Here is a 21905-nt window from a genome sequence, read left to right as displayed (position 1 = left end):
GTATTTAAAATTTCGATTAACTTTTATATACTGGTTAGAGTTGATGCGTCACATGCTCATTAGACATTCAACTGGAGGGGGCTGAAAGAAATGAAAACACTCATCTCTAAACATTGGCATTTGATGCTGATTGGTTTTGTAGCCCTGATCATGGGCGGGTTTGTCTTGTTTTATTTTCAAGGGAGCGTGTCGTCGTTTCCGGCCAATCAATCTCAACAAGCTCAGGAAGAGCCAGATAAAACCAAATACGAGATTGTTACAGTGGGTGTAAAAGGGGACGGTTTCTATCCTAAAAATATTGAAGTGAAAGCCGGCGTTCCAACCAAGATCAATTTTAAAAAAATGACATCCTTTACTTGCATCGATGAAGTACAGTCGTTGAAGATCGGAATGGACGTTTACCTGGATCACGAAAATAATAATTTTACCGTCAAGGATTTAAAACCGGGGGTATATGAGTACAATTGCGGCATGTATATGTACTACGGGACGATCACGGTAAAATAAATCAAAAAAGCTTTCTGGCACATGGGGACTGACCCCATGGATGCTAGAAAGCTTTTTTCTTCCAACTAGGTGAATTGCGACAGTAAGTGTATATATACCATCACCCACCTGTGGTGCAATAAGCATTATCCTTTACCTCTGATCAGCTTACATTGCTGATCTTTTGTTTTTTACAAGACTTCTCTCAGAGAATTTACATGAGAACGGAGCAGGCGGAATGGTGCTGGACAAGCGATAGCGGTCGCCTTTGTCCCTGAATTTCTACCTTTGTCTGCTTATTCAAGAAATCCGGGGACAACAGCGATGGGAAGCACCATCCGCATGTGTAGTGGCACGAATGTAAATCTTAATCCACTCCCCATATATCTAATTTTGAACTGATTTTTCTCCTAATTCGTCGGGTACCCGCTTTTGAGCCAGCAAAGTATGATAATAGTATCTAGAGATGAGGAGGAGCTTGTTATGGGATCTTCAACTGAAACCGCTTCCAACGCTGATGCTGTGATTCCTGAATCCAATCGGGGAAGACCGCGTAAGGCTCGCGGATCGAAGCCCGAACGCGGTGAAAAAGGCCTGTGGAACAGTGTGAAACAGCAAAAGTACCTTTATTTTATGTCCATTCCTTTCGTCATATGGGTGTTTGTTTTCAGTTATTTTCCACTATGGGGATGGACAATGGCGTTTCAAAAATATAAGCCAGCCAAATCGTTTTGGGATCAAAAGTGGGTAGGGTTAGACAACTTTATTGAGCTTTTTCAGGATGAACGTTTTTATCTGGTATTACGAAATACGCTGGCAATGAGCCTGATGGGTATTGTTTTTGGTTTTGTTGTACCGATCTTTTTTGCAATTCTGCTAAATGAGTTGCGTGGTATGCTGTTCAAGCGAGTTGTGCAGACAGTATCCTACCTCCCGCATTTTGTATCCTGGGTAGTTGTGGCCGGATTGGTGACGAAAATGCTGTCCATTGACGGTGGAATTGTTAACGATATTTTGGTAGCGCTTCATATTGTGGATGAACCGATTCAGTTTATGGCTAAGGGGAGTTGGTTTTGGTACATTGTAACCGCTTCCGACATATGGAAAGAGACAGGTTGGAATACGATTATTTATTTAGCTGCCATCACCGGAATTGACCAGGAACAATATGAAGCTTCACGTGTGGATGGGGCCAGCCGCTGGAGACAGATGTGGCATATTACATTGCCAGGTATCCGCTCGACCATCGCCATTCTGTTTATTATGGCGATTGGACATCTGGTCAGCAATGGTTTTGAAAAGCAGTTCTTACTTGGCAACAGTCTCGTAACGGATTATTCGGAAGTGCTGGATTTGTATGCACTGAATTACGGGATTAATCTGGGCCGCTTCTCTTACGGGACGGCAATAGGCATTTTCAACTCACTGGTTAGCATTCTGTTGTTGTTTACGGCGAACGGTATATTCAAAAAACTGACCAAAGAAAGCATCATGTAGGGAGGGAGAAGCGAAATGACGAATAAGGCATTTAATGCTACACGGTCAGAAAAGCTGTTTGACCTGTTCAACTATATCCTCATGGCTCTGATCGTGGTGTTGACGCTGTACCCGTTTCTGAACGTACTAGCGATTTCCCTGAACAATTCGACGGACACGGTTCGTGGCGGTATTTATATATGGCCTCGTCAGTTTACACTCGAAAATTACAAAACGATTTTCCAGTACGATGGCCTGCTTCGGGGTCTGCAGGTATCGATTTTACGTACAGTAGTTGGAACGGTGCTGGGACTCATCTGTGCTTCTATGCTTGCATTTACGCTGAGTCGGGTCGATTTCCGCGCGCGCAAGTTCATATCCACGTTTCTGGCGTTGACGATGTATTTTTCCGGCGGAATGGTGCCTGTGTTTATTTTGATGCGTGATTTACATTTGCTGGGCACGTTCTGGGTGTATATTTTTCCGGGGCTGATCAGCGCGTTTAATGTTTTTGTCATTCGTTCCTTTATGGATGGTTTGCCGTATGCGCTACAAGAGTCTGCCAAGCTGGATGGAGCCAATGACTTTACGATATATTGGAAGATTATTTTACCGCTGTGCAAGCCTGTGCTGGCGACAATTGCCCTTTTTTTAGCGGTAAATCAATGGAACGCATGGTTTGATACGTACTTGTACAATGGAACCGCCGCGCAGTGGACAACGCTGCAATTTGAGCTGATGAAGATACTGCAAAGTACGCAGCAAGGCGGCGCCAATATGGCGAATAGCAACGATATGGCTAAGCAAATGGCTCAAATTTCGCCAGAGTCGATTAAAATGGCAATCACGATTACCGTCACGCTTCCGATTTTGCTCGTATATCCATTCCTACAAAAATATTTTGTAGGCGGTATGACACTGGGAGCTGTTAAATCATAACAATCCAATCGTAGCAGTCAATCCACAACGATAAAATCCTAGAAATGCAGGAGGTTTTGAACATGAAAAAACACTGGTCCAGATTTGCACTGATTCCCTTGCTCGCCGTATCGCTTGCCGCACTCGCAGGTTGCGGTGGAAGCGATAAAACAGCGAAAGAAGGCTCATCCAGCGGCACAGACCCAATTACGTTTAGCTTCTTCGGAGCAGATACAAGCCCGCAATGGAATGGAATGAAAGATGAAATAGGCAAGGAAATCACCAAGAAAACAGGTGTAACCTTGAATGCGGAATTTGATGTCAGCGGCGGAGGTGGGGATGACCGGATTGCTTTGATGGCAGCAAGTGGGGAATACCCAGACCTGGTCTCTCCTAAAGCAAATATTAGCAAGCTTGTGGATGCGGGGGCTATGATTGACCTGACCGATCTGATCAACGATCACGCACCCAATCTCAAAAAGCTATACGGCCCCTATATGGATCGGCTGAAATACAGCAATAAGGATCAAGCCATCTATGTTATTCCTACGTATGCAGGGGTGGGACAGGAGAGTTTTGACGCGACGGGGGGATTTGAAATTCAGCATAAGGTGCTCAAGGAGCTGGGATATCCCAAGGTAAGAACATTGCAGGATTTTGAAAACGTGCTCAAAACCTATGTAGCCAAACATCCGACGATTAATGGCAAAAAAACGATCCCTCTCACGCTGGATGCAGACGACTGGAGAATTATGATTACCGTAACGAACCCTGCTTTCCAGACAACTGGGGCGCCGGATGATGGTGAATATTTTATTGATCCCAAAACTTTTGAAGCCAAGCTTCATTACAAACGTCCGGAAGAAAAAGAATATTTCCGTTGGTTAAACCACATGTACAATGAAGGGCTGCTCGATAAAGATTCGTTTGTGCAAAAAAGCGATCAATACAAATCCAAAATTGCCAGCGGTCGTGTTCTGGGTCTGATCGACCAGGAGTGGGGTTATCAGGATGCCGAAAATGCATTAAAAGCGTCAGGCAAGGCTGATGCCAGCTACGCGCATTTCCCAGTTACACTCTCAGAGGAGTACAAGGATCGTTCCTTTCAGGATACAGGTTTTGCGTCCGGTTATGGTGTAGGGATTACGGAAAGTTGCAAGGACCCGGTGCGGGCTATTAAATTTCTGGATTATTTAGCTTCCGATGAAGGACAGGTGCTAGTGAACTGGGGAATCGAAGGCAAGCACTATGAAATCAAAGACGGCAAACGCGTCATTCCTGCCGATGTATTGGATCAAAAAACGAACAATACAACCAGCTTCAATAAATCCACTGGAATAGACTTGTACACATTAATGAGCGGACACTATGGTGACGGAGTGAAGGACTCTACGGGTAACTACTACACTGCCAAATTCCCGGAACAAATTATCGCGGCTTATTCGAAGCCGGAGAAAGAATCACTGAAAGCGTATGGCGTAAAAACGTGGAAGGAACTGTTTCCAGGAAAAGAAGAATTTGATGTGAAGCCTTGGGGCGCAGCCTATAACCTGACGACAGACAATGAATCCAACTATAACGTTACATTCAAAAAGACGACAGACATAATCCGCAAACGTATACCGGAAGCCATTTTAACACCAGCTTCCAATTTTGATACGGTATACGACAACATGATTAAAGAACTGGATGCCGCCGGAGCTGTCCAAATGGAACAGCAATACACGCAACTGGTGAAGGACAGAGTGGAGTTATGGAGTGGGAAGGCTGCTAAATAACGAGTCCATATTTTCCAAACTTTGAAATCTCGGAGTGACAGAGCGCATGCGCCATGGGCAATATGGGTTCAGCGCTTTGTCTGACCTTGATGAGGGAGGGTTTGAGTTGACGAAAGGCGAAAGACCACAGTCCCTACGGTTATGGTATCGCCAGCCTGCTGAGGTATGGGAGGAAGCATTGCCAGTCGGCAATGGACGGCTGGGAGCTATGGTATTTGGCGGGATCAGAGAGGAGCATTTGCAATTAAACGAGGATACGCTCTGGTCCGGATTTCCCAGAGATGGCGTTCAGTATGATGCATTGCGATATTTAGAGCCTGCCAGAAAGCTGATTGCAGATGGAAAATACAAGGAAGCAGAGCAGCTGATTAATTCGAACATGCTGGGTCGAGATACAGAAGCCTACCAGCCTTTAGGAGATTTGTGGATTACACAGGAGAACCTAGGGGAGATTGCGCATTATGAACGGGAACTGGATATGCAGACCGGAACGGCAGTGGTCACTTTTCAGAGTGATGGAGTCCACTATACTCGTGAAGTTATCGCCAGTGCACCTGATGGAGTCATTATGGTGTCACTGACTGCGAATAAGGTTGGAAAAATCCATGCATCTGTGCGTATGACTACCCCCCATCCTTGTGAGGATGAAGTTGGAGAGGATGCGCTTGGTGATTCCTCCAAAGGAGCCAACGATAACGATCCATCCGAGGAACCGACCAGGGACTTCATTACGTTGACTGGACGAGCGCCCAGTCATGTGGAATCTAATTATCACGGTGATCATCCACAGTCTGTCGTTTACGAAAATGATTTGGGGATGGCTTTTGCAGTTCAGGCGAGGGTTATTCCCGAGGGAGGAACCTTGACGACGAGGGATGACGGAGCGTTGATCATCTCGGACGCGGATAAAATCACGGTGTATTTAGCAGCGGCTACCGGATTTCGGGGATTTCAGGCTATGCCGAATAGTGATGCAACAGAGTCGGCAGAAGCATGCAAAGTCATTCTAGACGGAGCGATTTCGCTAGGAAGTGAGCAGGTGCGGCAACGCCATGAGCAGGATCACCGGAAGCTGTTTGACCGTGTTGCAGTAGAACTGGGAAGTGACACGCTAACTGACGAGTCCGTTCTCCCGACGGATCTGCGATTAGAACGCTATCAGAAAGGTCAGGCAGACCAGGGGCTGGAAGTGCTGTTATTCCAATATGGACGTTATTTGCTAATGGGCAGTTCACGTCCGGGCAGTCAGCCCGCCAATCTTCAGGGCATCTGGAATGACCGGGTACAGCCGCCGTGGAACAGTAACTATACAACCAATATTAATACACAGATGAACTATTGGCCCGCAGAGGTGTGTAATCTTGCCGAGTGCCATGAGCCATTGCTGCACATGATTGGAGAAGTCGGTCGTACGGGACGCAGGGTCGCTTCCATCAATTATGGGGCTCAAGGATGGACAGCTCACCACAATATTGATGTGTGGCGAAACGCCGGACCGTCAGGTGGCCATGCCAGTTGGGCATTTTGGCCGCTTGGGGGTGTATGGCTAACCGCTCACCTATGGGAGCGTTATCTGTTCACCTTGGATACAACCTATTTGGCAGAACAGGCTTATCCGCTTATGAAGGGGGCGGCGGCCTTTTGCTTAGACTGGCTTGTGGAGGGCCCGGATGGTCGGCTTGTAACGTCCCCCTCCACTTCGCCTGAAAATAAATTCATCACGCCCGAAGGCGAGGATTGCAGTATATCCATGGGCTCTACGATGGACATGACGCTGATTCGGGAGCTATTGAGCAACTGTATTCAGGCCGCGGAACTGTTGGAGTTAGACGATGAGTTCCGTAGACGCTGCGAAGAGACACGGGAACGATTAATACCCTATCAAATCGGCCGTCACGGTCAGTTACAGGAGTGGATGGTCGATTTTGAGGAAGCGGAGCCTGGGCATCGACATGTTTCGCATCTTTTCGGGCTTTACCCCGGCCGACAGATCCATATCCGTGATACTCCAGAGCTGGCTGAGGCGGCCCGCATATCGCTACACCGCCGGCTCGATCATGGTGGCGGGCATACCGGGTGGAGCTGTGCCTGGTTGATTAACCTGTACGCCCGGCTGGAAGATGGCGACACTGCGCATCGGTATGTTCGCACGTTGCTGTCGCGGTCGACCTACCGTAATTTATTCGACGCTCACCCACCTTTTCAGATCGACGGTAACTTTGGTGCGACGGCAGGCATAGCAGAAATGCTGCTGCAAAGCCGCCCGGGCGAGCTGACGCTATTGCCTGCCCTGCCATCGGCATGGCCGGAGGGACGGGTCAGCGGCTTGAAAGGGCGTGGCGGAATTACGGTCAGCATGGAATGGTCCGGTTCGCGGCTCGTCCGTGCGGAGCTTACCACATCGGTCCAGACGGGAAGCTGTACGATTCGCAGTGCACATCCGTTTAGCGTTGATGATCGTCGGGCTCAGCCTGATCCCAAGCACGGAGGATTTATTTTGTCATGGACTTTTACCAAAAAGCAGGAAACAACGAATGAATATACGATTATAATTGAGGGAGAGGAAGAGACACAATGACTATTTTTCAATTTCCGCAGGACTTTATGTGGGGTACCGCAACGGCCGCCTACCAAATCGAGGGGGCTTACCAGGAGGATGGAAGAGGGTTGTCGATCTGGGATACCTTTGCCCATACGCCTGGCAAAGTGTTCAACGGTGATAACGGCAATGTAGCTTGTGACAGCTATCATCGTTACGAAGAAGATATCCGTCTCATGAAGGAACTGGGCATTCGTACATATCGTTTCTCGGTGTCCTGGCCACGTATATTTCCTAATGGTGATGGTGAAGTCAATCAAGAGGGATTGGACTATTATCATCGTGTAGTTGATTTGTTGAATGACAACGGAATTGAACCGTTTTGTACACTGTATCACTGGGATCTGCCTCAGGCGCTACAGGATGCCGGAGGATGGGGAAATCGTCGCACAATTCAGGCATTTGTCCAGTTTGCGGAAACGATGTTCCGTGAGTTTCACGGTAAAATACAGCATTGGCTGACATTCAATGAACCGTGGTGTATCGCCTTTTTATCCAATATGCTGGGAGTTCATGCCCCGGGTCTGACGAATCTCCAGACTGCGATTGATGTAGGACATCATCTGCTGGTTGCGCATGGCCTATCTGTACGCCGATTCCGCGAGCTTGGCACCAGTGGCCAGATCGGTATCGCCCCAAATGTCTCCTGGGCTGTTCCTTACAGCACTTCTGAGGAAGATAAAGCGGCTTGTGCACGCACGATTTCCCTGCACAGTGACTGGTTTCTCCAGCCTATTTATCAAGGCTCGTATCCTCAGTTTTTGGTAGACTGGTTTGCGGAACAGGGAGCCACCGTACCTATACAAGATGGAGATATGGACATTATCGGTGAGCCAATTGATATGATTGGTATCAATTATTATAGTATGTCGGTTAATCGATTTAATCCGGAGGCAGGATTTCTTCAATCTGAAGAAATCAATATGGGACTACCTGTAACAGATATCGGCTGGCCGGTGGAGTCACGTGGGCTGTATGAGGTACTACATTATTTGCAAAAATACGGTAACATCGATATTTACATCACAGAGAACGGGGCTTGTATCAATGATGAGGTCGTAAACGGAAAGGTGCAAGATGATCGTCGAATTTCCTACATGCAGCAGCATTTGGTGCAGGTGCACCGGGCAATTCATGATGGTCTTCATGTTAAAGGCTATATGGCATGGTCACTTATGGACAATTTTGAGTGGGCAGAGGGGTATAATATGAGATTTGGCATGATTCATGTCGATTTTCGCACACAGGTCCGCACCCCCAAGGAAAGTTACTATTGGTATCGAAATGTAGTAAGTAATAACTGGTTGGAGACTAGACGCTAAACAAAGAGAAATGATCTGAATATAAAGCAAATTTAGGTCTGCCTCCGCTCCCGTTTGTTTAAATAGGAGGTCCTCTGGGGTAATAATAGCCAAGATGAATTACAGATGGTTCTAGTATATAGAGACCGGCAGGAATAAAAAAATAAAAAATGTGCATACTGAAAAAAATACCTGACGAGGGCACTTTTTAACCATTTTAAACTAGAGGGAGTGGAGGGTATGGCTTCGAATTTTAGAAAATCAGGATCAAGGGATAACCAAATGAGCCGCACGGTATCTGTTATTTCTTTGATCGCTTGCATTGTAGGTATTATTCTTATTTTGCTTGATATAGGGAATTTAACCGATCGTAATATCTATCTAATGACAGGCATTGGCGCCTTTGCTGCCGGAATTTTCATTTTTCTAATCGGGAAATCATTTGTCATTGCCCGCAAGAAGGAAGACCAAGAGAACGGACATCGTTAATACAATTGAAAAGATGATGTAAAACTGATAACGAAAACAACAGCGCGGGGCTTCGAGCAGTGTAGGATGATAACTGTAAGGAGTCCCGATTTTTGCTTTAGTATAGCTTTTTTAAGATACTTCAAGATGCATAATTAACGTTTTTATATGTCATTTTTGAATTAAAAAGAAATTTTGAATTTGCAAGAGAAATTTTATTTTTAGAGAGGTTTTTCACAAAAATCGGACAAATAATCGACAATTCTGTTAACAATAAAAAAAGTGGCCGCTTTTCTGCTATCTTATATAAGGGCAACATTACAGGAGTTCGTTAGTTTTGAGTAATTTACTATTTTAAGGAGAGGGGAACAACATGAACAAAAAACCAAAAGCGATTATTGCGTTGGTTTTGACCGTGCTCACGGTAGCATTGCTCATCTGGACGTGTTTTTATGCTGGCGGAAAATACGTTGTTTTCGATCCGAAAGGACCAATTGGGCAAGCACAAAAAGAGCTGATCATTCTTACAACTGCATTGTCTGCGCTTATAATTGTACCGGTTATGATTTTGACCTTCTTCATCGTTTGGCGGTATCGCGATACCCCAACAAACAAGGTGAAGTACCAACCTCACTGGGATGACAGCAAAAAGCTGGAGACCACATGGTGGGCTATTCCAATTATCGTTATCCTTATTATTGCGGTCATCACTGCGAGATATACCTACTTGCTGGAGCCTTCCAAGCCGATTGCAAGTACGCAAAAGCCAGTAACGATTCAAGTAACCTCATTGGACTGGAAATGGCTCTTTATGTACCCAGAGGAAGGTATAGCTACAGTTAACCAAGTTCACATTCCTAAAGGTGTTCCAGTCCGTTTTGAACTGACTGCTGACGCTCCGATGAACTCGTTCTGGATTCCGCAATTGGGCGGTCAAATCTACACCATGTCAGGCATGGCCATGAAACTGCATTTGCAGGCCGATCACGAAGGAACTTACTTTGGCTCGGGTGCAAACTTTAGCGGTGAGCATTTTGGACAAATGCGTTTTGATGTAGAAGTCCAGTCGGATGAAGAGTATAAAAACTGGGTCGCTGACATCAAGAAGCAGTCTAAGCCGCTGACGAAAGACGGCTATTTGGCGCTTGCAAAACCAGGTTTGTCCCAGCCTGATGAGTATTCTTCGATTCCAGACGGATTGTTCAAAGAGATTGTCAACAAGTATGTAGTGGAAGGCTCTTCTAACCCCCATGCTGGACATGGTGAAGCTACATCCACAGAAGATTCATCCAAGACCGGCACAGAAGAGCATGCCGAAATGGATATGAGTCATATGAATATGAGCGGACACAATTAAAATGATTATAGGGAAGGAGGCCCCCAATGCTTGACAAAATAAAAGAGTTTGCATCCACTTTCTTCGTTACTGGAGACCCGATGATCTATGGAGCGGACGTTTCCATCGCACTAGCAACGATCGGGATCGTGTTTGTGCTCACTTATTTCAAAAAATGGGGCTGGCTTTGGAAAAACTGGTTGACTACGGTTGACCATAAAAAAGTCGGTATTATGTATATTCTTGCGGCCATCTTGATGTTATTCCGCGGAGGCGTGGATGCATTATTGATGCGTATTCAACTTGCTACACCTGATGTGACACTCTTACATCCTGAGCATTACAACCAGATTTTTACAACTCACGGCACAATCATGATCTTGTTTATGGCGATGCCGTTGATGTTTGGTTTGTTTAACATCGCCGTACCCCTTCAAATTGGTGCGCGCGACGTTGCGTTTCCTTTCCTGAACGCATTGAGCTTCTGGCTTTTCTTTATGGGTGCGATGTTGTTCAACTTGTCCTTCGTTATTGGCGGTTCGCCAGATGCAGGCTGGTTGAGTTATCCACCGCTCTCAGAACTGCAATTTAGTCCTGGCGTCGGTCAGAACTTCTATATCTGGGGTATTCAGATTTCCGGTATAGGTTCATTGGCTACAGGGATCAACTTTATTGTTACCATCATTAAAATGCGTGCACCTGGTATGACTTGGATGAAAATGCCTGTCTTTACGTGGTCCGTATTTTCATCATGTGTTATTATCATTTTCGCGTTCCCGATTCTGACGGTTACTTTAGCTTTGCTATTCCTTGACCGCTTTGGAGGAGGACACTTCTTTACCCTTGATTTCGGCGGTAACCCGATGATGTATATCAATTTGATCTGGATGTGGGGTCACCCTGAGGTATACATTGTAGTATTGCCAGCCTTCGGTATTTATTCCGAGGTTATCAGCGTATTCTCTAAAAAGAAATTGTTTGGTTACAAATCCATGGTTTACGCCATGTTCATTATTGCGATCCTGTCCTTCTTCACGTGGGCGCATCACTTCTTCACAATGGGATCAGGCGCAGATGTTAATGCATTCTTTGCGATTTCGACGATGGTTATCGCAATACCGACAGGGGTTAAAGTATTTAACTGGCTGTTCACGATGTACCGGGGTAAACTCGAATTTAAAACTCCGATGATGTGGTCTATTGCATTTATTCCGAACTTCCTGATTGCAGGTTTGACGGGCGTCATGTTATCTGTAGCGCCTGCGGACTTCCAGTTCCATAACAGTTACTTCCTGATCGCTCACTTTCACTCCGCTCTGATTGGTGGGGTAGTGTTCGGTTACCTGGCAGGTCTGTACTACTGGTGGCCCAAAATGTTCGGTTTCACATTGCCTGAAACGCCTGGTAAATGGGCTTTCTGGTTCTGGAATATCGGATTCTATGTATGTTTCATTCCGCAATATTCCCTCGGTCTGATGGGTATGACACGTCGTCTGAGCACTTACGGCTGGGATACTGGCTGGCAGCCGCTTAACATGGTGTCAACCGTTGGGGCATTCCTGATGGGGATTGGTTTCTTGTTCCAGGTTCTTCAAATTCTTCTGGGTATCAAAAATTACCGCAAGCTGAAGGATACAACTGGCGACCCTTGGGGTGGTCACACGTTGGAATGGTCAATTCCTTCACCTGCACCGGAATACAATTTTGCTACCATTCCGCAAGTAGAAGAACGCGATGACTGGTGGGCAGAAAAAGATAAACGTGCAAAAGGTATCTTCAGAAAGCAACCGCCAATTGAAGCGATTCATATGCCGAAAAACTCGGCGATTCCATTCATTATGTCGGTATTCTTTTTCATTGCAGGTTTCGGTTTCGTATTTGGATGGTCGTTCTTCTATATTCCAGGGCTGATCGGCGTAGCAATTTGTATGATTTGCCGTTCGTTCTTCTCTTATGATGGCGACTACTATATCCCTGCGGATGAAGTAAAACGCACGGAAGCGGCAATAAGGGGGTCTGTATAATGGCACAAGCAGCAGCACATCACAGCCATGATCATGACCACGGGCATCACGATCCGCAAGAATTGAAGATGCTTGGTTTTTGGATCTTCCTCGTAACGGACGTAATCCTGTTCAGTACCTTGTTCGCAACCTTCGTTGTCCTTCGGAACAACACAGCCGGAGGACCAGGTGGCGCAGAGCTGTTTAACATGACGGGCGTTATTATTGAAACGTTCCTCTTGCTCACAAGCAGCTTCACAAGTGGTCTGGCTGTGTTGGCTATGAACAAAGGAAGCATGAAGGGATTAATCAACTGGTTAATCGTGACGGCAATCCTGGGTCTTGGTTTCATCGGTTTTGAAGTTTATGAGTTTGTTGAAATCGTACATGAAGGTGCCAATTTTGGAACCAGTGCGTTCTTGTCGGCATTCTTCACATTGGTTGGAACACACGGACTTCACGTTTCGTTAGGTCTGGTTTGGATGATTGGACTTATGTTCCAGTTGAAAAAACGCGGACTTACTCCAGAGACGAAGGGCAAAGTTTCGGCATTGAGCTTGTACTGGCACTTTTTGGACGCTGTCTGGATCTTCTTGCTGACAGTTGTCTATTTGATGGGGGTGATGTAGATGGCACAGCATCAATCAGGAGCAGGTTCGCATGGTCATGATGATTCTCACGGTTCAGTGAAATCCTATGTTATCGGATTTATTCTGTCCATCGTACTGACCATCATTCCTCTCGGCGTGGTTATGAATCATATGTTGAGCCGCACTTCGACGATGGTTGTTATTTTGGCCGCGGCAGTGCTGCAATTTCTGGTTCAGCTATTCTTCTTTATGCACATCCGTGAAAGCAATGGACCACGTTGGAATGTGATGACTTTAATCTTTGGTATAGTGATCCTGTTGACCGTCGTTGGCGGTTCTGTATGGATTATGGAATACAACATGGTAGCACACTAATAAATAACACAAAGAGGAAGCGGCTCTATGCCGCTTCCTCTTTTTTTGTAAAGGGCCTGCTGAAATTAAACTGTGGCTTCTTGAACTCAAGTTTGCATGTGTGTAAAATGGAATTGTATAACAGAAGAGTGAAAAAGATAATACTAATGGAGAGTGAGGAAAACGTCATGAACACCGAAATATTGTTTAAACCTTTTAAGATAGGTAACTTATCGCTTCCCAATCGGATCGTTATGGCTCCCATGACACGAAATTTTTCTCCCCAAGGTGTTCCAGGACCTGAGGTTGCTGCGTATTATCGTCGTCGTGCGGAAAATGCTGTTGGATTGATTATTACGGAGGGAACGGCTATCAATCATCCCGCAGCTGTGGAGCACACAGGCATCCCTAACTTTTATGGTGAAGGGTTAAAGGGGTGGGCCAAGGTAGTAGAGGAGGTCCATGCGGCAGGTGGCAAAATTATACCGCAGCTTTGGCATGTGGGTACGGCCCGAAAAATAGGTGCGGATAACCAACCGAATCCCGAGGCATTGCCTGTCGGTCCTTCGGGTATTTCTCCCGCCGGTGAAAAGGTAGTTGAGCCATTGACGGAGGCGGAAATTGCGGATATCATCGCAGCCTTTGCTCAGGCCGCTGCCGATGCCAAGCAGGTGGGGTTTGACGGCATTGAACTTCATGGAGCGCATGGCTATTTAATAGATCAATTTTTTTGGGATAAAACCAATAAGCGTACCGATCAATATGGAGGCGATTTGGTTCAGCGGACCCGGTTTGCGGTCGAGGTTATTGAGGCTTGTCGCCGTGCAGTGGGTCCGGATTTTCCAATTGTACTGCGATTCTCCCAGTGGAAGATGTACCATTATGGAGAAAAGCTGGCACAGACACCACAGGAACTTGAACAGTTTCTTGCTCCATTAGTGAAGGCCGGAGTGGATATATTCCATTGTTCAAGTCGCCGTTTCTGGGAACCGGAATTTGAAGGCTCAGATCTAAATCTGGCAGCTTGGACGAAAAAGATAACAGGCAAGCCAGTGATTACGGTGGGATCGGTTGGTTTGGAGAAGGCCTTTCTGAGTGATCTGGAAAAAAATAATAGTCTTCAGACTGATCAATCCAGTAGTGTAGAGGCTCGATTAGAACAACTCATGGGGCTAGTAGAACGAGAGGAATTTGATTTGGTTGCAGTTGGACGTGCATTGCTGGTTGATCCGGCATTTGCAGTAAAATTGCGTGATCAACAGATAAAAGAAATAATTCCATACAATGACGAAGTATTAAAAACGTTGAATTAAGCAAATTTTGGTTACAGGGCAAGCTGTAATATAAGCTATTCGTAAATTCTACGAATTTGCTATAATAGAAGCATCAAGTCGAAATACACGGGGTGAAAAAGGATGAATTCTGAAACGGAAGCTTTGGATTGCGAGCCGGCTTGTCACGGTTCAGATCAGGAAATTGAGCGCATAAAATCTTCCCTTGTTGAGGATTCCATCGCATACAAAATGTCGGAGCTGTTTAAGGCGCTGGGTGACCCGACACGGATTAAGCTGATTTATGCCCTGGCCCAAAAGGAACTGTGTGTTCATGATTTAACACAGGTGTTGAACATGGGCCAATCTGCGGTATCCCACCAGCTTCGTTATTTGCGCAACCTGCGTATTGTCAAACGACGCAAGGAAGGCAAGACAGTGTTTTATTCACTGGATGATAATCATGTGGAGCAGATTTTTTTGCAAACCCATCAGCACATATCACATCAATGATTTTTGACAAACCAACAGCAGGGCGCCAAGCAATTGGCGCTCTTTTGGTGCTTGTCCATTGAAGTCGATTTTTTTTGTTAATAAGGGCTATGATCATTGACTTTTACCCCTAAACCTGAATATAATGACCTTAACAAATAATATATGAACAGTTGCTCATATATAGCTAATTGGAGGCCAATTATTATGGATGCTCTAAAAAGAAATGAACGACATGAATGGATTTTGGAAGGTTTGGATTGCGCCAACTGTGCTCTTAAGATTGAAAATGGAGTCAGTAAAATAGAAGGGGTTCTGGATTGCTCGGTCAATTTTGTAACAAAAACGTTGACGATGACCACAACTTCGGATCAAAAAGAAGAGGTTTTTCGCCAAACGGAACGGAAGGTTCATAGACTTGAGCCTCATGTTCGGATGGTTGCCAAAAGTGCCGGTGGACGCCTGCGCGAAGACAGCCGAAGCAGCGTTGGTGCCGCACAGGCAAGCTGCACAGAGGATTGCGCATGCGGTCATGAGCATGATGGTGAAGGACATAATCACAATGATGGACAGCATGGTGCTCACAGTCATGGTGGCCACAGCCATGAAGCACATGGCGCGCACGATGGGCACGACCACGGTAATCATACACACGTACATCACAATCACCATGCAGTGCACGATCATGGTGAAGCTACCCATGCTCACTCACATTCGCACTCGCATGATGATGATAGCCATGCCGGGCATACGCATGATCATGGTACGGACGGTATGCGCCGTATGATTGCGCGTCTGTCCATAGGAGCGGTTATTGCAGCTGTTGCCTGGTGGTTACCTGTTGAAGGTATGGGCAAGCTGGCTCTATTTTTAGTGGCATATATCATCGTTGGCGGTGATGTTGTCTTGCAGGCTGCACGTAGCTTGGTGCGTGGAATGGCCTTTGACGAGTATTTCCTGATGACGCTGGCTACGGTGGGTGCATTTGCTATTGGGGAATACCCCGAAGGCGTAGCTGTCATGTTCTTTTATCAAATCGGAGAGCTATTCCAAGGCATTGCGGTTAACCGTTCACGCAAGTCCATCAGCGATCTAATGGATATTAGACCAGACTATGCCAACCTGAAGACCGCTGAGTCCGTACGGAGGGTGTCTCCAGAAGAGGTCCGTATTGGAGATTTGATCGTAATCAAGCCGGGTGAGAAGATCCCGCTGGATGGTAAGGTTGTAGAAGGTAAATCGCATGTTGATACCTCGGCGTTGACCGGTGAATCTGTGCCTCGTACCGTTGAGCCGGGAAGCAGTGTGATGAGTGGATTTGTGAACACGAATGGACTTCTGACGGTAGAGGTCAGCAAGGAATTTAGTGAATCTGCGGTCTCCAAAATTTTGGAACTGGTGCAAAATGCGAGTGCCAAAAAAGCGCCGACTGAAAAGTTTATCACGAAATTTTCCAGATATTATACTCCTGTAGTAGTTATTGTAGCGTTGTTGTTGGCAGTTGTTCCTCCGCTTGTTGTGCCGGGTGCACAGTTTGCAGATTGGTTATATCGTGCGCTTGTCTTCCTCGTTATTTCTTGTCCGTGTGCGCTGGTGGTGTCCATTCCACTGGGCTTCTTTGGCGGAATCGGGGCAGCCTCCCGTTCAGGTGTGCTGATCAAGGGCGGTAATTATCTTGAAGCCCTGAATCATGTAAAGTACGCTGTTTTTGATAAAACAGGTACGCTCACCAAAGGTGTGTTCCACGTGACCGGGATTTATCCTGCCGAAGCTTTTACGAAGGAAAGTCTGCTGGAGACTGCTGCATTGGCCGAGATGCACTCCACGCATCCTATCGCAGCTTCCTTGCGTGAAGCTTATGGCAATGAACTTCAAACGGAGCGAGTGCAGCAATATAGCGAAATATCCGGCCACGGGATTCAGGCCCAGATCGATGGACACAAGGTATTGGCCGGAAACGCTAAGCTGATGGAGCGGGAGCGTATTGCTTTTAATGTGGCGCAGCAAGCAGGGCCAATGGATGAAGGAACGGTCGTACATGTGGCTGTAGACGGAACGTATGCTGGCTGCATTCTGATATCGGATGAGGTTAAGGAGGATGCGGCCAAAACGATTGCTTCGCTGAAAAAGCTGGGGGTGGTCAAAACCATCATGCTAACAGGTGACAATCGGACAGTTGCCGAGGCTGTAGGACGTCAGTTAGGTCTGGATGAAGTACGGGCAGAACTGTTGCCTCAGCATAAAGCCGAAGCCATTGAGCAGTTGTCTGCAAGTAAAAAACCGAGCGGTAAAATCTTGTTTGTAGGCGATGGAATTAATGATACACCTGTACTTGCCTTGGCAGATGTTGGTGTAGCAATGGGCGGTTTGGGTTCGGACGCTGCGATTGAAGCAGCAGATATCGTAATCATGAACGACGAGCCTTCAAGGCTGGTGACGGCGATTCATATTGCTCAACGCACACGCCGTATCGTATGGCAAAACATTATATTTGCGCTAGGTGTCAAAGCAGTATTTCTCACATTGGGCGCGTTTGGTATTGCTACTATGTGGGAGGCTGTATTCTCCGACGTAGGTGTAACACTGCTAGCCGTATTAAATGTGATGCGTGTGCTGAAGGTTGGTTCTGACGAATAAAAAGGGAACACCCCCGTTAACATTGGATGTAGACATCCTATGAAGACAGGGGGTGTTTTTATAGCAGCCTTTTTTGTGTAGACATGTGCCTTCAGCAGTATAGAGACCTATTTTTCTCATATATCGTAGTTGTGCAGAGATGTATAAATGTGGGGAGGGTCTAATACGTTTAAGGTAGGGACTTTATAAGTAAGACCCATGTAACATTCGGTTGGTCAGTAATTAGTAAGCGTTTTCTTTATTTGGAGGGGTACTCGAATTCGTGTGTGCCAACTTGCTGACGAAAGAAAGGATGGATTACTAGCATGGAGGCTAAACTGATGCATGTATTCGCAGAGCTGTTGGGTGGCATAAACAGCCGGGATTGCAACGTTCCAGAGCCAGGTATGGAGTCTACTACACGGAGATTGGCTATGGAGACGCTAAGAGCAGGAAGCCATCAAGTATCTGCTGCACAGGAGGAAGATCCATTGGGCTGGCTGGTTAGTTTAGCCGAGCAGGGTGCAATCAGTCGAGCGGAGGCATTGCTGGCTGCAAACCCGGAATTACTTGGAGAGCCGATGCTGAGTAACGGCAATGATACAGTGCAAGCCATGGACACACTACTAAAATGGAGCGATGAATACAGCGACACCTCCATACGGCTTTATGCGGATGCTCCTGCAAGTATGAGTCGTAAAAGTACAGAGGAAGCATCAGGAATAGGTAGTCTTGACGGTTATAGTCTGCTGCATGGTCCATTGTCACTGGCATCCGGCCGCGTGAGGGAATTATGCTATGCCTATTTGGAAGCGGCAGAGTCTGGACTAAAGATTCATGCCCCTGACGGGGAGCCCGATCCCATCCTTGTCCCTGGTTCCCGTGCATCCGATACGTACACATCATTTAATAAAGCATCTGGTTTGCCTGGATTGTGTGAGCATCTGTCCCGACGAATCATTGGCCTGCTGGAAACAGAGTACGAGGGCTTGTTTGAGTTGCTGGGCGGATTGCCGCTGACTATAGCTTTGACTGAGCAGAATAATGCAGTGGGCATCGGAAGCCTGCAAGATATGCAGCTGGAGGCATTACTGCGTGCAGCGTTGCGGAGCATGCGCCAGGGGGGAGAACCACGGCTGGAGATTATGGTGCGCAATCCGGCTGACGTAAACCAGTTCCAGACCATCCGGGACTGGATCGACGGCGTTGCCGAGCAAACGTTGTGTGGGCGTCTGCGATGCGTTCCATATCGGGTAGGTGTACTTTTGACGGTTGATGCAAGTTTGGTGCCTAATGCAGGCCATACATGGAGTGAGCAATCCGTACAGTCGGAAAAGTCGGCCAATGCTGATAGCATGTTCGAAGTGAGCGCACGACAGACCAAGCAGGCGGCTCAAGCCGCAGATTTGGCACGCTTTGCCGATACGGTCATTTTAGAAGTCATACCAGTTCCATCTGATGACAACAGAGCTGGGGGTTCGCTGATTCCATCCGTTGTTGACGGTCATGAGAATGCTAATGATACGATAAAACGCATAATGGAAGCTGTTCGGCGTGTAAAGCCCGAGCTTCCTATATGGGTGGCGATAGATGAAATTCACCAGTCCCTGGATGGGAATTGGATTTGGGAGAACGAACTGACGGGGGTCATTTGCTCGGATTCAACAGTTCCTGCTGTGCGCCTTGCGGCTGCGCGTTGGAGACTGCAACAGCAACCCAATCGTCAACACACTTCAGAAATTGCACACACCCATGCGTGGAAGTTTCCACTATAGTCTGAAGATAACCTGAATTCATGTGATAGAGGATTTTGCAAGAATCCAGTAAGCGACTTTCAATGAACAATATATAGATCGAAATGGTCTAGTTCGTCTATATATTGCACTTTGGAGCGACTGGAATCGAATTTTGCAAATCCTGAATAGAACGCTTTGAAATATAGAGGATAGAGGATACCTGCGTTGTTTGCGCGGGTATCTTTTTTTATTTAGGCTATTAGCAGTTTACAAGTGGAAAAGAAAGGGTATATAATAAAACAAAAGTTTCTCTAAAGCAAAATAATTGTATAGATGCAAAAATGATTATCATTCTCATTGCCAAACATGCTGCTTCGGGCTTCCCGAAGCAGCATGTGCTATTTTAGGGCACTTAACAATGGATATCATTCTCAATGAGATGCAAGTACAAGGAACCAAAAATGGAAAGGAACGTGACAAGATGCAAGCAGTTCAACGATTACAAGATACATTGTCTCCCTCTAACCGAGCACTTTCAAAAAACAGTGGCAGCGGACGACCCGGTCCCAATCGCAAACCGCAATTTCAGCTCAAAAGCATGCTGAAAAATAAGGAGATGCAGGCTGCTCTAGGCAGTGGAATGCTAATGCTGATGGCATGGGGGGTCTCACATTGGTGGCAATGGCTATCCATCATTCTCTATGTAGTGTCTTATGCCCTTGGAGGCTGGTCCAAAGCCAGAGAAGGGATTGAAACCCTGATCCGAGAACATGATCTGGATGTTAATTTGCTCATGATCGCTGCGTCTTTAGGAGCTGCGGCTATTGGCTACTGGAATGAAGGAGCTATGCTGATCTTTATTTTTGCACTCAGCGGTGCGCTGGAGAGCTATACCACGGAGCGTAGTAGTAAGGACATTTCCGAGCTCATGGCGTTAAAACCGGAAACGGCTTTGCGCTTGTCTCACGACGGAACAGAAACGGTTGGCATTGAGCAGCTGTTGCCAGGCGATCTGTTGCTTGTAAAGCCGGGCGAATTAATTCCGGCGGACGGCCGAATCTCCAAGGGCGTGTCAGCCGTGAATCAGGCATCCATTACCGGGGAATCTGTTCCGGTAAACAAGGTAGCAGGTGACGAAGTATATGCAGGCACCATTAATGGAGAAGGCGTGCTATATGTAGAGGTCAGCCAGTCCTCGGAAGATACTTTATTTTCAAAAATCATTCGTATGGTAGAAGAGGCACGGACCGAGGTTCCCGATTCCCAGCGGTTTATTAAAACATTCGAATCGGTATACGCCCGAATTGTTGTTGCCGTCACGCTGATCGTCATTGTGGGTGCACCCCTAGCATTAGGCTGGACGTGGGCAGCGGCTTTTTACAAGGCGATGGTGTTCCTTGTCGTAGCCTCACCTTGTGCGCTCGTGTCATCCATTATGCCGGTGATGCTATCGGCCATTTCCAATCGTGCCCGGCGGGGCATCCTGTTCAAAGGTGGCGCGCATGTGGAGAATATGGCATTAACTTCGGTTGTTGCTTTTGACAAAACGGGCACGTTAACGAAGGGCTCACCTGTGGTCACGGATTGGATTGTCGCCCCAGATTACGATGCTGATGAGCTATTGCACATTGTCGCGACAATCGAAAGCTATTCCTTACATCCGCTGGCGCGAGCGATTGTAGCCAAAGCCGAAGCTGAATTGGGACAGAGAGAGCTGCTCACAGCCGAGCAAGTGCAGGCCCTTACCGGATGGGGAATGGAAGGCATCATAGGCGGGGTGAAATGGAAAATCGGTCGCACGAACGTGCTGGATGAACCTGGTCTTCTGGCTGAGCCAGAGTGGGTGGAGAGTCGAGCCCGACTGGAAGCCGAGGGCAAAACCGTATCCATCATTCTCGCGGATGATCGGATTGTCGGAATGCTGGCGCTACGTGATGAGCTGCGTCCACAGGCACGAGAATCTGTGAAACGCCTGCAAGCACAGGGGATTCGGGTTGTCATGCTGACCGGAGACCGTCCGGAAACGGCTGCCGTGATCGCGGCAGAGTCTGGAGTAGACGAAGTATATGCTGGCTTAATGCCGGAGGATAAAGTCAGTCATATTCGCATGTTGCGGGAGCAATACGGGCATGTCGTCATGGTCGGCGACGGTGTGAACGATGCTCCGGCTTTGACCGCAGCAACCGTAGGGCTAGGCATGGGGATGCATGGCAGCGGAGCAGCCCTGGAGGTCGCAGACGTGGTACTAATGAACGACGGAATTGAGGAGATTGCTCCGACGATAGCACTGGCGCGCAAGGCGCAGCGAGTGGTCAAACAAAATATGATCTTCGCGGTAAGTGTCATTGTGCTGCTGGTGATCAGTAATTTTGTGCAAAATATAGCCCTGCCATTTGGGGTCATTGGGCATGAAGGTAGTACACTGCTTGTCATTTTGAACGGCCTGCGCTTATTGCGGTCATAAGACTATAAACTAATTCA

Annotated in this window: 16 protein-coding genes; all 16 read left to right on the top strand. The window is 47.0% G+C overall.

Translation table 11 applies throughout. The features are described from left to right. The first annotated feature begins 90 nt into the window (after positions 1–90). The 16 genes from ACH59B_RS21380 to ACH59B_RS21305 all read left to right on the top strand — a co-directional run bounded on the left by ACH59B_RS21380 (position 91) and on the right by ACH59B_RS21305 (position 21888). On the top strand, positions 91–507 hold the full coding sequence (locus ACH59B_RS21380; RefSeq protein WP_025365853.1) for a cupredoxin domain-containing protein: 417 nt from the start codon (positions 91–93) through the stop codon (positions 505–507). 462 nt (positions 508–969) lie between these two features. After that, the gene (locus ACH59B_RS21375; RefSeq protein ID WP_025365852.1) at positions 970–1983 is read left to right on the top strand and encodes a sugar ABC transporter permease; all 1014 of its coding nucleotides are present in this window, start codon (positions 970–972) and stop codon (positions 1981–1983) included. A gap of 15 nt (positions 1984–1998) precedes the next feature. Continuing rightward, positions 1999–2901 (top strand): carbohydrate ABC transporter permease, encoded by a 903-nt coding sequence (locus ACH59B_RS21370; protein ID WP_016820331.1) that lies wholly within the window; start codon positions 1999–2001, stop codon positions 2899–2901. A gap of 62 nt (positions 2902–2963) precedes the next feature. After that, positions 2964–4658 carry an ABC transporter substrate-binding protein gene (locus ACH59B_RS21365; RefSeq protein ID WP_016820330.1) on the top strand — a complete coding sequence of 565 codons (1695 nt, stop codon included), beginning with the start codon at positions 2964–2966 and terminating at the stop codon, positions 4656–4658. A 106-nt stretch (positions 4659–4764) separates the two neighbouring features. Next, on the top strand, positions 4765–7236 hold the full coding sequence (locus ACH59B_RS21360) for a glycosyl hydrolase family 95 catalytic domain-containing protein (protein WP_404302606.1): 2472 nt from the start codon (positions 4765–4767) through the stop codon (positions 7234–7236). After that, positions 7233–8579: a GH1 family beta-glucosidase gene (locus ACH59B_RS21355; protein WP_113051008.1), complete on the top strand. Its 1347-nt coding sequence runs from the start codon at positions 7233–7235 to the stop codon at positions 8577–8579. The genes ACH59B_RS21360 and ACH59B_RS21355 overlap by 4 nt, the downstream gene beginning before the upstream one ends. Positions 8580–8798: 219 nt before the next feature. Further along, the gene (locus ACH59B_RS21350; RefSeq protein ID WP_016820327.1) at positions 8799–9047 is read left to right on the top strand and encodes a hypothetical protein; all 249 of its coding nucleotides are present in this window, start codon (positions 8799–8801) and stop codon (positions 9045–9047) included. Positions 9048–9399: 352 nt separating this feature from the next. After that, positions 9400–10383 (top strand): ubiquinol oxidase subunit II, encoded by a 984-nt coding sequence (cyoA, locus tag ACH59B_RS21345; protein WP_263560816.1) that lies wholly within the window; start codon positions 9400–9402, stop codon positions 10381–10383. A 26-nt stretch (positions 10384–10409) separates the two neighbouring features. After that, positions 10410–12386 carry a cbb3-type cytochrome c oxidase subunit I gene (locus tag ACH59B_RS21340; RefSeq protein WP_013373105.1) on the top strand — a complete coding sequence of 659 codons (1977 nt, stop codon included), beginning with the start codon at positions 10410–10412 and terminating at the stop codon, positions 12384–12386. After that, positions 12386–12994, top strand: a complete 609-nt coding sequence (cyoC, locus tag ACH59B_RS21335; RefSeq protein ID WP_016820325.1) for a cytochrome o ubiquinol oxidase subunit III — start codon at positions 12386–12388, stop codon at positions 12992–12994. Before ACH59B_RS21340 ends, cyoC begins: the two co-directional genes overlap by 1 nt. Further along, positions 12995–13330: a cytochrome o ubiquinol oxidase subunit IV gene (cyoD, locus tag ACH59B_RS21330; protein WP_016820324.1), complete on the top strand. Its 336-nt coding sequence runs from the start codon at positions 12995–12997 to the stop codon at positions 13328–13330. 167 nt (positions 13331–13497) lie between these two features. After that, entirely contained in the window at positions 13498–14622 is a 1125-nt protein-coding gene (locus tag ACH59B_RS21325) for an NADH:flavin oxidoreductase (protein WP_263560815.1), read from the top strand. A gap of 102 nt (positions 14623–14724) precedes the next feature. Beyond that, positions 14725–15093, top strand: coding sequence for a metalloregulator ArsR/SmtB family transcription factor (locus ACH59B_RS21320; protein WP_007432172.1), 369 nt, complete (start codon positions 14725–14727; stop codon positions 15091–15093). Between the two features lie 186 nt (positions 15094–15279). Continuing rightward, a complete protein-coding gene (locus ACH59B_RS21315) occupies positions 15280–17709 on the top strand; it encodes a heavy metal translocating P-type ATPase (protein ID WP_404302601.1) in 2430 nt (809 codons plus the stop codon). Between the two features lie 305 nt (positions 17710–18014). Further along, the gene (locus ACH59B_RS21310) at positions 18015–19463 is read left to right on the top strand and encodes a PEP-utilizing protein (RefSeq protein ID WP_164964945.1); all 1449 of its coding nucleotides are present in this window, start codon (positions 18015–18017) and stop codon (positions 19461–19463) included. Between the two features lie 442 nt (positions 19464–19905). Beyond that, positions 19906–21888 (top strand): heavy metal translocating P-type ATPase, encoded by a 1983-nt coding sequence (locus tag ACH59B_RS21305; RefSeq protein WP_044786328.1) that lies wholly within the window; start codon positions 19906–19908, stop codon positions 21886–21888. Positions 21889–21905 lie beyond the last annotated feature (17 nt).

Origin of the sequence: Paenibacillus sp. DP01 (assembly GCF_044784315.1) — a bacterium.
GTDB classification, from domain to species: domain Bacteria; phylum Bacillota; class Bacilli; order Paenibacillales; family Paenibacillaceae; genus Paenibacillus; species Paenibacillus polymyxa.
Note: the sequence above shows the minus strand (reverse complement) of the source record. Positions and strands in the feature narration are given on the sequence as shown.

Excerpts from the sequence above, each read along its gene's own strand:
- ACH59B_RS21340 (WP_013373105.1), top strand. The coding sequence starts at position 10,410 with ATGCTTGACAAAATAAAAGAGTTTGCATCCACTTTCTTCGTTACTGGA.
- ACH59B_RS21315 (WP_404302601.1), top strand. The coding sequence starts at position 15,280 with ATGGATGCTCTAAAAAGAAATGAACGACATGAATGGATTTTGGAAGGT.
- ACH59B_RS21310 (WP_164964945.1), top strand. The coding sequence starts at position 18,015 with ATGGAGGCTAAACTGATGCATGTATTCGCAGAGCTGTTGGGTGGCATA.
- ACH59B_RS21325 (WP_263560815.1), top strand. The coding sequence starts at position 13,498 with ATGAACACCGAAATATTGTTTAAACCTTTTAAGATAGGTAACTTATCG.
- cyoD (WP_016820324.1), top strand. The coding sequence starts at position 12,995 with ATGGCACAGCATCAATCAGGAGCAGGTTCGCATGGTCATGATGATTCT.
- cyoC (WP_016820325.1), top strand. The coding sequence starts at position 12,386 with ATGGCACAAGCAGCAGCACATCACAGCCATGATCATGACCACGGGCAT.
- cyoA (WP_263560816.1), top strand. The coding sequence starts at position 9,400 with ATGAACAAAAAACCAAAAGCGATTATTGCGTTGGTTTTGACCGTGCTC.
- ACH59B_RS21350 (WP_016820327.1), top strand. The coding sequence starts at position 8,799 with ATGGCTTCGAATTTTAGAAAATCAGGATCAAGGGATAACCAAATGAGC.
- ACH59B_RS21375 (WP_025365852.1), top strand. The coding sequence starts at position 970 with ATGGGATCTTCAACTGAAACCGCTTCCAACGCTGATGCTGTGATTCCT.
- ACH59B_RS21370 (WP_016820331.1), top strand. The coding sequence starts at position 1,999 with ATGACGAATAAGGCATTTAATGCTACACGGTCAGAAAAGCTGTTTGAC.
- ACH59B_RS21365 (WP_016820330.1), top strand. The coding sequence starts at position 2,964 with ATGAAAAAACACTGGTCCAGATTTGCACTGATTCCCTTGCTCGCCGTA.
- ACH59B_RS21305 (WP_044786328.1), top strand. The coding sequence starts at position 19,906 with ATGCAAGCAGTTCAACGATTACAAGATACATTGTCTCCCTCTAACCGA.
- ACH59B_RS21355 (WP_113051008.1), top strand. The coding sequence starts at position 7,233 with ATGACTATTTTTCAATTTCCGCAGGACTTTATGTGGGGTACCGCAACG.
- ACH59B_RS21380 (WP_025365853.1), top strand. The coding sequence starts at position 91 with ATGAAAACACTCATCTCTAAACATTGGCATTTGATGCTGATTGGTTTT.
- ACH59B_RS21320 (WP_007432172.1), top strand. The coding sequence starts at position 14,725 with ATGAATTCTGAAACGGAAGCTTTGGATTGCGAGCCGGCTTGTCACGGT.